Raw genomic sequence first — 13310 nt, 5'->3', positions numbered from 1 at the left:
TCAATTAAAATACAAAGAATTTAAAAATAAGGATTATGTTTCTTTTCTTTACCAATTGTGGTAACGGGGCCGTGTCCGGGGTATACCAATACGTGGTCTTCCAAGGTGAATAATCGGGTTTTTACTGAGTTAATCAGCGTATCGTGAGAGCCTCCGTAAAGGTCTGTCCTTCCCACAGAACCTGAAAACAATGTATCTCCTGCAAAAATTGCGTTATTAAAAAGGAAACACACGCAGCCGGGGGAATGTCCGGGGGTATGGATTATGCGTATTATTTCATCTCCGAGGGGGAGTTCTTCGTTATCAATGAGGTAGCGGTCTACTTTGGGTTTGGGAATCGGGGGTAATCCAAAATAATTTGACTGTTCGTCAAGAAAGTCAAGAAGCGGGACGTCTCCCTGATGAAGTAAAAACGGTGCGCCTGTTAGCGCATGAAGCTCGCTTACCCCGCCCACATGGTCAAAATGCGCATGGGTATTGATAATGTATTTCAGGGTAAGGTTTTGTTTTTTGAGGATTTTAACAATTTCTTTCACATTGCCGCCTGCATCTATTACTGCGGCAGTATTATCTGACCTGGAACCGATAATGTAACAATTAACCGATAATGGGCCAACTTCTAATGTCTCAAAGATTATATCCGGTGATTTCATCAGCAGGAAAAACGCGCCTTGTAATAGAATGGAAAGGTCTTGCTGTTAAAAGAGGTATTTTCTTCCAAATTATCTACATCGATAGCTTCTCTGGCAAAAGTACTGTGGCACGTTTTGCAGTTCCACAATTCGCGGCCTTTAAATAATCCCTTTTGCCTTTGCATGCCAAGGAAAATAAAATTCGTCCCTTTGCAATGAGGACACACAAATATTTTCTGCTTCAACTCTTTCTCTGCTATCATTGTTTCCTCCCTCCTGAAATTATTTCCCGCAAACTTTATAGTATTTAATACGTATAATCAACAAAAAACCTTTTTATCTTTTTCCTTGAACAAAGGAGAGTTGCACACTTTATCTAATGGGGAAATTAGCGGGGCTTTATGTGCTTTAAAACACCCCTGTACCGTAAAATAACTCATTATTAGTAGAGTATCTGACTGTTTTGGTTATTATACATTGATTCTTTTTGTTTGTTTCATACTGAAGATACCATCTTTATCTTTCATTCCCGTGTAATCGGGCATCCGGAAATGTGTAGCGGCAATTCATGGATTGACACTACCGGAATCCTGCCTTCGCAGGGATGATATTTTCGATCCCCCTTGTATTTTCGTGAGGCAGGTATGCTGCCTTTTATTAAGCAACAGCTTGTTTTTTGTTGTCATAAAAGTTTTCATTTCACTGTAACAATCATCGCAACCATAAGGGTATTCAACGCAGACAGAACAATCTTTTTTGCTATATTTTTTCATGAACAATTCACTCCTCTTTTATTCAATTAAATAACTATTGGTGATGAATGTTTATAAAAATTCTGATATCACTTTTAGCAATTATAGTGCCCGAAGAATGTATTCATATGCGTATGTTGAAAAATGGATACATTTTTCCCGGGAAAAACTAGAAACTGTGGGGATATAAAGTACATCAAAAAAACAATTTATGTATTTAAAAGCTATTATGAGATGCTAATAAAAATCGTTAAGGATTGTTTTTGAGGGAATCAAGCTTTTCCCCTTAAAAAAGGTGTTAATTTCGCTTTTTTTCAGGCAAAAATCTCCATGAATATGATATAAGTATTTATTTTAATGAGCGTTACATGAATGATGCAAATTTTGCCATTATCTTAATTATTAGACAAGGGTTTCTAAGGAGGGCAACATTTTCAGGGTATTGGCGCAAAAAATGCGTTTTGTGGCAAAAGCGATATAATCAATGTAATGTACATTTAGAACATAGGTCGGGAATTTTTAGATAGGCGAATAGATCAAATTATCACTACAGCGACATTTTATTCTTACATCCTGCGCAAGAATATGATAGGTTTTCACTCATAAGGTGTGGGTAAAATCCATTAGACAGTAATGTGGATTAAGTGACAGAAAATACACAGTTCCATTATTATTGGTGGATTCGATGCGAAAAAGCCGCTCCTTAATCCACCCTACACGGGAAATAAAATGTTGCAGCAATGTTATTTAGTACCTTAAAACCTATTTCTATGCACTTTTTCTTAAAATATTTAATTGTGCTTGTTTGGTTCTGGCTTGTCCATGTTAGGAGGTAAAATAATGAAGAATCTTCCTGTTTTTTATCGAAGGCCGATGTATCTTTTTGCCCTCTTCTTTTTCTTACTGCTTGTTCCCTGCCGTATATTTGCGCAATCATTCGTGCCCGAATTGAATCCACCCAGCCAGAAAAGCCAGAGAATTATTACTTCCGCTTCTAAGAAACCAATATTGGGCAATATGCAGCTTCGTCATGAAATGGCAGGGCTTTTGGGGGAAAAGGTAGGGCCTGATGATTCCGGCGATGTATATCATGCGGGGGGATTGTCAGGTTATTATACCGGCCCTAAAAAACTCTTTCCGGGAAAGGGGAAACTTCAGGATTTTTACAAATTTTTGCCGGTAATACGATGGTATGACCCTGACTATTACTTCAATACCGAAGCGTTTCATCCCGGCAGTGCCGTAACCGGAGAATACGAAAATGAACAGTGCATCATCTGCCATACGTTAGAAAATCCGGGGCTTGTCACCCAGTGGCGGCAGAGTAAACATGCCGCTACTTCTGAAGGAAGAGAGATTGTCGGGTGCGACAGGTGTCACGGGAAAAATCACGAAAAACTGATAATGCCCTCATATGTTGTATGCGGAGAATGCCATGAAAAACAACTGAAGGGACACCGTGATGGAGGCAGGGGTTCGCATGCCCATGCCTATCACCTTGAGTTGATTGATCAGGGCTGCCAGATGGAAAAACCTGCGGAAGAAACCGCCGCGTGCCTTGCCTGCCATGCCATTGCGGAGAACAGGTGTGATGGCTGCCATACACGCCACAGGTTTTCTGCCGCCGAGGCGAGGAAACCAACAAGCTGCGGGGTATGCCATTCCGGGCCTGAACAGTACGAGTATGAAATGTACATGCAGTCATTCCATGGGATGATTTATCAGGGCGAGGGACAGACATGGGATTGGTCGAGACCCCTTAACGCGAAAAACTACACCGTACCTACCTGCGCGTATTGCCATATGCCCGAAGGAAACCATAATGTGCGGAGCATGTCAACGGTATATACCTATATGGGTACCTCTCTGGTTGACCGGGGAACATACCGGTATAAAGAGGCGCGAGACGCCTGGATTGTGCTTTGTAAAGATTGCCATTCTCCAAGATTCGCACGGGACCATTTAGAGGCAATGGACGAGGCGGTGAAATTGAGTTTTGTAAAATACCGGGAAGCAATGGCGATTGTTATTGCGCTCTACAAAGCCAATCTGATCGACCCAATGCCCAGCGACCTGGCGCCTGATTCGAGGGGACATAACATCTTCAGCCTCCTGCCGGGGAAAGGAGAAATGAGAAAGTATAACGTCTCCAACATTGAAAGGCTTACATATGAGATGCTGGTGGATATCACTGGTGCTATCTATAAGGCGAAGGCGCACAACGCCTATTATAGTCCCATTTACGGATATTGGGAATGGGCGCAGGACAGATGGCTGGTACAGATAAAAGACGAGGCAGGCAAACTCAAACGATTCGCAGAAATCGAAGAAACGCTGGGAATCAAATATACCGCCCCTCCATTCTGGAAGCATGGAGAATACACAGACATGCTCCTGGGAGTAAAGAGGAAAGAATGGGGGAAATAATGGAGGAGACTAAATGAAATATTATATATCTAAATTTCGTACTTCCAGGGCATGTTTTTCTATAAATTCCCTTCTTCTTTGAACGTCTTTGCCGGCTAAGGTGCTGAAAATTGAATCTGCTTTTGCAGCATCCTCAACTTTTACTTTCAGCAACGTTCTTGTATTGAAGTTCATGGTTGTTTCCGCCAGTTCTTCTGCGTTCATTTCTCCCAAACCTTTATAACGCTGGATCTCCATGCCTTTTCTTGCGATTTCCCTTATTTTTTCCAGTATTTCATTGAGAGAGAATGCATTAATCTCTAATTCGCCGGCTATTAATTTGAATTTTGGTTTCTCATCATTTTGTCCGCGAAAATATTCATCTATTGTAAATCCAAAACCCTCTATCATATTGATTGTTTTTTCCATTTCCTTGCATTCGTGATATTCAATTACCTCGATTGCCCCGCCTTCTCCTTTTTCTTTCCCATCAGCCATATCATCTTCTTCCAGGATTTCCAATTCTTTTCCTTCTTTTTGTTGTTTCACTTTTATGTATGCTTCCAGATCCTCTTCCGAAGAAAGATACGTTATTTCGTCTTTGTATGTTACTTTATAATAAGGCAGTCTTCCCGTTTCCTTGTTTCTCAGCGACAAAAATTTTCTAAGAGAGACACCCTTTTTGCTTAAAAATTTAATGTGCTCTTCCATCTGTACAAGGAGTGGCAATAGTTTTTCCAACGTTTGGCTGTCGAGCGTCTCTTTTTTATCACTGCATATTTCCATTACCGTTCCTTCTATGCCGAACGTGATTAATTTTTTTTGCAGTCCTTTATCGTCATAGATATATTCCTGTTTTTTGTTTTTGACTATTTTAAATAACGGCGGCTGCGCTATGTAAACATGTCCCTTGTCTATCAATTCGATCATCTGGCGGAAAAAAAAGGTGAGCAAAAGGGTTCTGATATGAGCGCCGTCAATATCTGCATCCGTCATAATAATGATCTTTGCATATCTCAGATTTTTCAGGTTGAAATCATCAATCCCGATGCCTGTGCCTAAAGCGGATATGAGGGTTCTGATTTCTTCATTGCTGAGCATTTTGTCAATACGCGCCTTTTCAACATTTAATATGACGCCCTTGAGCGGAAGGATTGCCTGAAACCTCCTGTCTCTCCCTTGCTTTGCGGTACCGCCCGCAGAGATGCCTTCCACTAAAAAAAGCTCCGATGTTTCAAAATCCCTGGAAGAGCAGTCAGCCAGTTTCCCGGGAAGGTTAGAACTGCTTAGCGCTCCCTTTCTTCGGGTAAGGTCCCTGGCTTTTTTTGCGGCTTCTCTTGCCCTTGCGGCTTCGATTCCCTTGTTAATAATGGCCTTTGCCGTTGCCGGTGTTTCCTCGAAATATATGCCAAGCTGTTCCCCGATGATTGTTTCTACAATACCCTGGACCTCTCTGTTCCCCAGTTTTGTTTTTGTCTGCCCTTCAAATTGAGGTTCGGGTAATTTGATGCTGATTACTGCCGTAAGCCCCTCTTTGTAATCATCTCCCGTGGGGGCTCTCTCCTCGCTTTGTATTTTCTTATTTTTAAGGTAGTTGTTTAGTGTTCGGGTGAGCGCTGCCCGGAAACCACTTAAATGAGTGCCGCCTTCCACCGTATTTATGTTGTTCGCAAACGAATAGATATTTTCGTTGTAGCTTTCATTGTATTGAAAGGCCACTTCCACGACGATATCATTAATTTCCTTTTCCAGATAGATGATATCCTTATGGATCACTTCTTTGCCGCTATTCAGTTCTTCTACAAATGCCTTTATACCGCCTTCGTATTGAAACGTTTCGCTTTTATCCGTTTTTTCGTCGGTAAAGGTTATTTTTAGCCCTTTGTTAAGAAATGCGTATTCCCGCAACCGCTTTGCGATCGTCTCATAACAAAATGTGGTGTCTTCAAATATTTCAGGGTCTGGTTTAAAAACAATTTTTGTGCCCCGTTTTTTAGTTGTACCCCTTGTTTCCACCGGGGTAATAACTTCCCCCTTCTCATATCTCTGGAAATATACATGATCATTCCTTTTTACTTCCACTTCAAGCCACTCGCTTAAGGCATTTACGACAGACACCCCGACGCCGTGTAATCCCCCTGATGTCTTGTAGCTCTTGTGTTCAAATTTACCGCCGGCATGCAGCATTGTCATAACGACTTCCAATGCAGATTTGTTTGTTTCCTTATGTATGTCAACAGGGATGCCGCGTCCGTCATCAACAACGGTTACACTGCCATCGGTATTCATTTTTACGGCAATGTTTTCGCAGAAACCGGCAAGGGCTTCATCAACGCTGTTGCAAACGATTTCTTCAACCAGGTGGTGCAACCCCTTGGCGGTGGTATCTCCAATATACATTGCCGGGCGCTTTCTGACGGCTTCAATCCCCCCCAATGTTTTTATTGACGTTGCATCATAGGCATCTGCTTCCAAAACGGCGTCCAAAATATCATTGTTCGTCATTATTTTATATTTCCCACCTTAAAACGAATGTCATCTATAGATTTTTTCCCCATTAACTCGTTAATCTTTTGAATTATAGCATGCCGTTCAAAGTTAGTCAAATGGTGAATCAGGGCGGAGGATTCAACATTTATATACAAAATCCGGTTCTTTAACCCATCAATCCTGGTGATCTGGTATATTTCATCGCCGACTATGTTTCGCCAGGCGTTACTGATATTATTATGAAGGGAATTTGTGCGGGAGAGGGTTTTGGGAGGAAAGAGTTCCTTTAGTAAATCGCCAATCTGTTTGGGCTTGTTTTTGTTAATAAAGTATCGGTCGCGCAATTCATCTTTCATAAGCAAAAATCCATAATTGTATAAATGTTGCAGGGTCGACCCTAAATTGACCAATGACTAAACTTAGAAATTCAACATTTTTGTTTGAAGCTTGTGATGCGACTTATTACTTCCATTCAACGGGCATCATGACGTTTATTTCTTCATGCCCGGTTTTAAACAATGCTGCATCGTCGATTTCGCCAAGTTCAATGGTGATCGTTTCGCAATCTGAAGCCTTTAAAAAATCTAAAATGTAATCGGGATTGAAGGTATTAGTATAATCAGGCCCGTCATATTGCGCAGCAATTTCCAATGCAGCCTCCCCGACATTTGCGGCGCTCGAAAAGATTGACAGTTTGTTTTTTGTTAATGAAAATTCGACCACCCGGTATTCGTCATTGGTGACAAATGACGCCATTCTTACTATGGATAATAGTTCATCCCGGTTTACTTCAATCTTTTTATCGTTATTTTTGGGTATCACCTCTTCATAGTTTGGATATTTTCCCTCTATGAGTTGCGATATTACTTCTCCTTTTTCTCCGATGAAATGTATTTGTGATTCGCCCAACCCGACCATCAATGTACCTTTGCATTCCGATACAAAACGCTGCAAAAAAGTCAGACATTTTACGCCCACTATTCCCGACATGGAAACGTTTTCCGGATTACGGACCTTTCGTTTTACCACTGCCAGCCTGTTCATATCGGAGCCTACCATGATAATGGTGTCGCCAAAAATTTTAACCGATATCCCGCTGTAAATGCTGAGCGCTTTTATGGAAGATACCGCATATGCAACCTTTTCCACCATCTTGCCAAGTATTTCACCGTCTATTTCGACAAATGAGGTTACGTCTGTTTTTGTTATATTGGGGAACTGAAGGCAGTCGTCCCCCAAAATCTTAAAACTTCCCCCCTTTGATTGCAATGTACAATGGCCTGCTTCTACCGATACGGAAATTTCTTCGTTGCCCGCCCATTCCCTAAAAATATTATTAGCCCTCGATGCAGGCAGCACAATACCGCCTTCGCCTTCGCATGCCTTTGCCGGTATCCTGTATTTAACAAGCACTTCCAGATCTGTTGCGGTTAACTCGGCACAGTTGTCCGCCACCTCCAGCTTTACACCCTGCAGAATTTGTTTCATGGCGGAAGAGGGTACAACACTTGCCGTTAAGCTAAAACCTTTATGTAAAGCGTCTCCTGAAAATAGTATTTTCATTGTTATGGTTCCTGGTTTTTAGGTGAAAAAGGGGTAAACACGTGTTTGTTACTATACACATGCCGGTAAGGCGAAGCCTTTGGCCGGTAAAAAAAACTTAAACAACAGACTACTTGGCGCAGCCTTTGGCCGCAACCAAATATGAAATGCGAATATCGAAATATGAAATAATTTCAAAAGACTAACGTGTTACTTATTTCAACAATTCACCTTCCAGCTTTTGTATAATAAACGAAAGATTTTTATCATTCCCTGCCTTCTTGATGATAGTTTCATCACCATGTATTACGGTTGAATGGTCTCTCCCGCCAAGGTAACCCCCTATCTCTGAAAGGGACATATTGGTTAATTTCCTCGAAAGATGCATAGCTATTTGCCTTGGCAGCGCCACGGTACGCGTACGGCGCTTCGATAAAAGCTCTGAAACGCTCACATTGAATTTTTTTGAGATAGCGCCGAGAACCGCTTCAATACTAACGGTTTTTTTACTGCCCGATATTTCCCGGGAGACCTTTCTGATGAAATCGAAAGAAACGGCGTTATTTGTTGCCTTTGCTTCATTGCTCAGCCGCGCAATGGCGCCTTCCAGTTCCCGGATATTGCCAGGTATATTTTCCGCGAGGTATACGGCGGATTCATGGGAAACCTTAATATTCCAGGCGGCAGCCCTTTTTTCAACAATTGCGGCTCGTGTTTCAAGGGAAGGCGCACTAATGCCGCATACAAGCCCCCATTTAAAGCGGGATACCAAACGGTCTTCCATGTATGCAATAGATTCCGGGGGATAATCGCTTGTGATTACAATTTGTTTTCCGTCATTATAAAGGGCATTGAAGGTATGAAAAAACTCTTCCCTGCTTCCGCAGGAATTTTCAAAAAATTGTATATCGTCCATCAATAGCACGTCCACATTCCGGTAAAACTTCCTAAATGCTTCCATGTTGTTGGATTGTATTGCGGAAATGTAGTGGTTTACAAAATGTTCACAGGATAAATAGAACGTCTTCAAACGGCCTTGCTGAATGATGAAATTATTAATGGCATGCATAAGGTGCGTTTTCCCCAATCCACTGGCGCCATGGATAAAAAGAGGGTTATATGCATATCCCGGAGAACCGGCAACCGAAACTGCCGCTGCGTGAGCCATACGGTTACATGCGCCTACAACAAAGTTTTCGAAGGCATATCTTTTATTTATTGATGAGGGAGAAACAATATTCATAGACGATGCATTTGCATGAGAGATGTCATTATCTTTGGGGTGTAATTGCATTTGCGTTGTGATGGCAGGTTTTTCCACCGAAATAATGTCGATTTCAAATGAGGGGTGCAGCAGTTTATACACTATATTCGAAATGAATTCCAGGTAATCTCCGCATATCCGGTTTTTTATGGAATCGCCTGGCACGGCAAACGTAATGCTGTTATCGGTGATAGAGGAGATTTCCATGCGGGAAAACCATTGGTCAAATTGTTCCGGAGGAACGGTTTTTCGTATCTCTGCGCGAATGCTTTCAATCAGGTAATCACTTTCTGTGCAGGTGAGTACCTGTGTTGTTTTAAATCCATATGAGGAGGGATTGAATTGTTGTGTGCCGTTATCATTATACATGGGAAGCCGTCTGTCTGTTTTCCTTATGATAAAAGATCAAAGCCATATGCCATTTTTATCTGATTTTACGTTTATCTTGTTAATATTCAATAATTTATTGTTTTCGCATATTTCTATTTCAAAATGTCCATGTATGCCATTGTGAGTGAGGTATTTTTTTAACGACGATGCGGGGAATTTTATTGTTTCGCCGGACATGGTGGTTGTCTGTATGTATTTAGCAGTGCCTTTATAGTAAGCCAGATATTCATCCGGAGAAATATTGAGTGAAAATTGAAAACACCGTGTCGGGGTCATTTTAAATTGCGATAAATAGGGTAAATATTCTATAACATTACGCCAAATACTTTCATCTTTCTCATTCTTCATTCACTTGCATGATAACAAACAGCGCCTGCGATCATGGTAAAAATATTTTTAGCCGATGAATCAAGTATTTGATCATAGACGCTGCCGGTCGGGTTGTCGGGCAATCTGACGCCGCACATGTCCGCTTCAAAGCCTTCTTTTAGCAGACCGATAGTTGTTTCCATCCCCAGCGCCTTTGCGCCATTTTTTGTGGCGATTGAAAATAGTACATTAGGCGATAATGAATAATGGGTATGTAAAAATTTCATCTCTTCCAGTATGTCTAATGTATCATTACTTGCCAAACTGTCCGTGCCTAATCCTACGTTGATCCCTTTTTCCAGCAGTTTTGGCAGCGGATGATTTTTGTGTCCGAAGAAGTGGTGGCTTTTTGGGCAAAAAGCTACGCTGGCGCCTGATGCATGTAGTAATTGAATCTCCTCTTCTGTAAGATAATTGCAATGAATGAGCAGTGTTTTTTCGTTTAATACCCCCGCTTCATATAAATATTGTATGGGCTTACGTTCCGGAGGTTGCCATCCGTCGGGCATTGCCTTTAATTTTTGCAGCAAAACAGGCAAATGCCCGGTTCCTTTTGCGAGAAATTCAATTTCATCCTCTGTTTCTGCTATGTGGGTACAAATCAGGATGTTTCTTTCTTTGGCAAGTTGGGAAGCGGCCATATACAGTTCTTTCGAAACAGAATAAGGGGCATGGGGAGAAATGCCTGTATGGTAAAGATCTGTGGCGTTTATTTTCGCCAATTCCAGGGAAGTTTTTGCTATTATTTTTTGCGCATATGCAGGATTCAGGCCAATGATCTCTTTGTAAACAACCTTGCGAATCGGGCTTTTTTCCAATACGGAAAACGAGTGTTCAGCACTGGCAATATCTGCCACGGTAGTTGTGCCGCCGGCGATACACAATGCGATTCCTTTTTTTATTGAAGCAATGGCGTCGTCTGCTTTCCACCTTGATTTTAGCGCGATTAGTTGAAATACCCAGTGTGTGAAATTGTTGGTGGGGGCAATAAGGTTTTTACTTTCCGTCAGGTCAAGATGAGTATGTACGTTTATAAGCCCTGGCAACAACGCAGTATTTTTCAAATCAATAATTGCCGCATTATCCGCCAGATTCCTGATTTCATCAAATGTGCCCACCTTACGTATTTTGGCGCCTTCGATAGCTATGGCGCCATTTTCAATGTAGTGGTTATTGTCTTTTACAAGATATTTTGCCTTTATGACTATCATGGATAATATGCTTTGTATTGCAAAAGATAATCGAAATGCTTTCAGAAGGTATGTGCCTAACGTTCATGTTAAGGGACTCGGAATTTTCCGTCATACCGTAGCAATCTACAATCTACAATCGGCAATCCACAATCTGCAATTTGCAATTTGCCGACTGCCGACTGTAGATTGTAGATTGCAGACTGCAAAAGGGACTATTAAATATTTTGCCAAAAAATGCAAAGAAATTACTGATAGTACTAAGGCATTGCTACCCAGCTATGCCAATCAGGGCTGATATCTCCTCTGCGTTTGTAGCGTTCCATTAACGATTGGCACTGGCAGATCATTTTTTGCTGGCTACTATTTTCTGCTATTTTCTTTATAATTTGAGGAAAAAGTGCGACAGCATTTCTCACCGCTTCGCGGTCGCTGTCAGTTGCGAGTCCCTCAAACAATTCTCCCGCTTTAAAAGGTCTGCTTGCGATTCCCTCCGCGTAGTTTGTGACGTAACAGATAGGTGCGTAACACATTTCTAGTTCTTTGGCAAGAAAGACTTCGGGAACAAGCGTCATGCCGACAAGGTCTCCGCCGTACAACTTATATTTTCTTATTTCAGCGGGTGTTTCCAGCCGCGGCCCCTGGGTGCATACATAGACGCCTTTGCCGGCAACGCCAATACCGAGAGATTTTAGTGTGTGCAGGATACTTTCCCTTAAGGTGGTGCAAAAAACAGGAAACTGGCGTATAAATCCGATTCCCAGATGCTTATAAAAGGTTGATTCCCTGCCATGCGTTTCATCGATAATATCGTCTATCAATACGTATTCGCCGATTTTGTAGTTTTCATTGATAGCGCCGGGTCCTGACCACGACACTATTTGTTTGGCGCCCAGTTCTTTTAGTGCGTAGATATTTGCCCTGTAGTTAACAAAGGGTGCGGTAACGCTGTATCCTTTTTCGCCATGACGCGATAAAAAAAGCATTTCTGCATTAGCATCTCTGATGAAATATACCGGCTGCGACCGCCCGTAAGGGGTATTGATCTCCCCCAGCCTTTTGCCTTTAATGCAACCGTTAAGAAGCAAATCATAGGCCTGGCTGCCGCCAATTACCGCAAGGGAGGCTTTGGTGCTGTTTACCAAGCGTGAACCTCCCGTTTTTTTTCTATCGCCGCTGCCGGGCATTCTTCCGCACAGATCATACACCCTTTGCAGTTGTCATAATCGGCAAAGGGAAAACCCTCTTCATTAACGGAAATACAGCCGTCCGGGCATCTGTTGACGCATATCATACATTTTGTGCAGGCATCGTAATTCCATTGGGGTTTAAATATTCTCCAGTTGCCGGTTTTTCTCCGGGGAGTGTTTGCTACGGAATATACCGCAGGGCTTGAAATAGTTGCGGGTTCAAAAGGAACAGAGAAGACGGGATTATCCTTATGAACAATTTCCTTTGCATCGATCATTACCGGAGAAATGGTATGGAAACAATAAAGAGAGGCCTTGATATTTTTTTCGATTAGGCCCTTATCCTGTATTATTTCAGACACTTCCTTTTCGACGGCTTGTCTTAAGAAACCTTCTTCCATCCTGGTAATCTTTGCCGCAACACCCCCAGCCAGTGTGCTTAGAATGGGTTTCCCCAGCATTTCAAGGCTGATTTTTGTAATGTCAAGCGTTATTGTTTGTCCGGCAAGATGGTATTTTGTTTTTATTTCATCAGGGGTGTGGGTGGTATTGATAAAAACAATGCCGCCATTTTTTAATCCTGATAAAGGATTTGCTGCGGTATCGTCCAAAAGGGTCTCATCCATTATTATGATACCATCGGGGTCGCTTACTACTCCCCGTTCCAGTATTGGTTCTGAAGAAATACGTGTACAGGCGAGTATCGGTGCGCCCCTGCGTTCCGCCCCGTAAAGCGGAAAGTCCTGCGCATAAAATCCTCCCAAAAAGGCTGTTGTCCCCAGTATTCTGCTGGCAACTTTTGCGCCCTGGCCGCCTCTTCCGTGAAATCGTATCCTGTAAGTAAAGGTATTTTCTGTTTTCATGATTAAGAATTATCCGGTTCAAATAATTTTTTAACGTCGTTCAGGATTATACCTAAAAAAATAGTTTACAGGCAAGGAAACGTTTTTTTGGGTATTTTTCAGCATTGTCCGGTTAGGTTTTTGCGTAAGCATAATTTTTACTCTGTTCTTTGAAATTATGTTTAGTCACGGTTGTAAAGACAAAGAGAGCCGCTTCATTTTTAATTTTGAATCTTAAATCTC

Annotated in this window: 12 protein-coding genes; 1 reads left to right on the top strand and 11 read right to left on the bottom strand. The window is 41.9% G+C overall.

The genetic code is table 11. The features are described 5' to 3' along the window. Positions 1-20: 20 nt before the first annotated feature. From ABJL82_RS06110 to ABJL82_RS06100, 3 genes are all read right to left on the bottom strand, one after another. Positions 21-653 carry an MBL fold metallo-hydrolase gene (locus ABJL82_RS06110; RefSeq protein ID WP_347273844.1) on the bottom strand — a complete coding sequence of 211 codons (633 nt, stop codon included), beginning with the start codon at positions 651-653 and terminating at the stop codon, positions 21-23. Next, complete coding sequence (locus tag ABJL82_RS06105) at positions 653-895, bottom strand: hypothetical protein (RefSeq protein WP_347273843.1); 243 nt, start codon at positions 893-895, stop codon at positions 653-655. The genes ABJL82_RS06110 and ABJL82_RS06105 overlap by 1 nt, the downstream gene beginning before the upstream one ends. A gap of 303 nt (positions 896-1198) precedes the next feature. Then, entirely contained in the window at positions 1199-1405 is a 207-nt protein-coding gene (locus tag ABJL82_RS06100) for a hypothetical protein (RefSeq protein WP_347273842.1), read from the bottom strand. Positions 1406-2224: 819 nt separating this feature from the next. Between ABJL82_RS06100 and ABJL82_RS06095 the strand changes: the two genes are divergently transcribed. Beyond that, positions 2225-3811 (top strand): multiheme c-type cytochrome, encoded by a 1587-nt coding sequence (locus ABJL82_RS06095; RefSeq protein WP_347273841.1) that lies wholly within the window; start codon positions 2225-2227, stop codon positions 3809-3811. 21 nt (positions 3812-3832) lie between these two features. Here the strand turns inward: ABJL82_RS06095 and gyrB are convergent, their stop codons facing one another. The 8 genes from gyrB to ABJL82_RS06055 all read right to left on the bottom strand — a co-directional run bounded on the left by gyrB (position 3833) and on the right by ABJL82_RS06055 (position 13088). After that, positions 3833-6295 carry a DNA topoisomerase (ATP-hydrolyzing) subunit B gene (gyrB, locus tag ABJL82_RS06090; RefSeq protein WP_347273840.1) on the bottom strand — a complete coding sequence of 821 codons (2463 nt, stop codon included), beginning with the start codon at positions 6293-6295 and terminating at the stop codon, positions 3833-3835. Then, positions 6295-6636: a DUF721 domain-containing protein gene (locus tag ABJL82_RS06085; protein WP_347273839.1), complete on the bottom strand. Its 342-nt coding sequence runs from the start codon at positions 6634-6636 to the stop codon at positions 6295-6297. The genes gyrB and ABJL82_RS06085 overlap by 1 nt, the downstream gene beginning before the upstream one ends. Before the next feature lie 106 nt (positions 6637-6742). After that, positions 6743-7843 carry a DNA polymerase III subunit beta gene (dnaN, locus tag ABJL82_RS06080; protein ID WP_347273838.1) on the bottom strand — a complete coding sequence of 367 codons (1101 nt, stop codon included), beginning with the start codon at positions 7841-7843 and terminating at the stop codon, positions 6743-6745. 193 nt (positions 7844-8036) lie between these two features. Next, positions 8037-9455 (bottom strand): chromosomal replication initiator protein DnaA, encoded by a 1419-nt coding sequence (dnaA, locus tag ABJL82_RS06075; protein ID WP_347273837.1) that lies wholly within the window; start codon positions 9453-9455, stop codon positions 8037-8039. Positions 9456-9491: 36 nt separating this feature from the next. Further along, positions 9492-9824 carry a DUF2835 domain-containing protein gene (locus ABJL82_RS06070; protein ID WP_347273836.1) on the bottom strand — a complete coding sequence of 111 codons (333 nt, stop codon included), beginning with the start codon at positions 9822-9824 and terminating at the stop codon, positions 9492-9494. Next, positions 9821-11056: an amidohydrolase family protein gene (locus ABJL82_RS06065; RefSeq protein ID WP_347273835.1), complete on the bottom strand. Its 1236-nt coding sequence runs from the start codon at positions 11054-11056 to the stop codon at positions 9821-9823. The genes ABJL82_RS06070 and ABJL82_RS06065 overlap by 4 nt, the downstream gene beginning before the upstream one ends. A gap of 239 nt (positions 11057-11295) precedes the next feature. Continuing rightward, positions 11296-12180, bottom strand: a complete 885-nt coding sequence (locus ABJL82_RS06060; RefSeq protein ID WP_347273834.1) for an MTAP family purine nucleoside phosphorylase — start codon at positions 12178-12180, stop codon at positions 11296-11298. Next, on the bottom strand, positions 12174-13088 hold the full coding sequence (locus ABJL82_RS06055) for a 2-oxoacid:acceptor oxidoreductase family protein (RefSeq protein WP_347273833.1): 915 nt from the start codon (positions 13086-13088) through the stop codon (positions 12174-12176). The genes ABJL82_RS06060 and ABJL82_RS06055 overlap by 7 nt, the downstream gene beginning before the upstream one ends. Positions 13089-13310: the final 222 nt, after the last annotated feature.

The organism is Candidatus Kuenenia sp. (assembly GCF_039794105.1).
Taxonomy (GTDB): Bacteria; Planctomycetota; Brocadiia; order Brocadiales; family Brocadiaceae; genus Kuenenia.
This window is presented reverse-complemented; position numbering and strand designations above follow the sequence as displayed.

Coding starts and splice junctions, on each gene's coding strand:
- ABJL82_RS06105 (WP_347273843.1), bottom strand. CDS start 895: ATGATAGCAGAGAAAGAGTTGAAGCAGAAAATATTTGTGTGTCCTCAT.
- ABJL82_RS06085 (WP_347273839.1), bottom strand. CDS start 6,636: ATGAAAGATGAATTGCGCGACCGATACTTTATTAACAAAAACAAGCCC.
- ABJL82_RS06110 (WP_347273844.1), bottom strand. CDS start 653: ATGAAATCACCGGATATAATCTTTGAGACATTAGAAGTTGGCCCATTA.
- ABJL82_RS06065 (WP_347273835.1), bottom strand. CDS start 11,056: ATGATAGTCATAAAGGCAAAATATCTTGTAAAAGACAATAACCACTAC.
- ABJL82_RS06095 (WP_347273841.1), top strand. CDS start 2,225: ATGAAGAATCTTCCTGTTTTTTATCGAAGGCCGATGTATCTTTTTGCC.
- ABJL82_RS06100 (WP_347273842.1), bottom strand. CDS start 1,405: ATGAAAAAATATAGCAAAAAAGATTGTTCTGTCTGCGTTGAATACCCT.
- ABJL82_RS06070 (WP_347273836.1), bottom strand. CDS start 9,824: ATGAAGAATGAGAAAGATGAAAGTATTTGGCGTAATGTTATAGAATAT.
- dnaN (WP_347273838.1), bottom strand. CDS start 7,843: ATGAAAATACTATTTTCAGGAGACGCTTTACATAAAGGTTTTAGCTTA.
- gyrB (WP_347273840.1), bottom strand. CDS start 6,295: ATGACGAACAATGATATTTTGGACGCCGTTTTGGAAGCAGATGCCTAT.
- ABJL82_RS06055 (WP_347273833.1), bottom strand. CDS start 13,088: ATGAAAACAGAAAATACCTTTACTTACAGGATACGATTTCACGGAAGA.
- dnaA (WP_347273837.1), bottom strand. CDS start 9,455: ATGTATAATGATAACGGCACACAACAATTCAATCCCTCCTCATATGGA.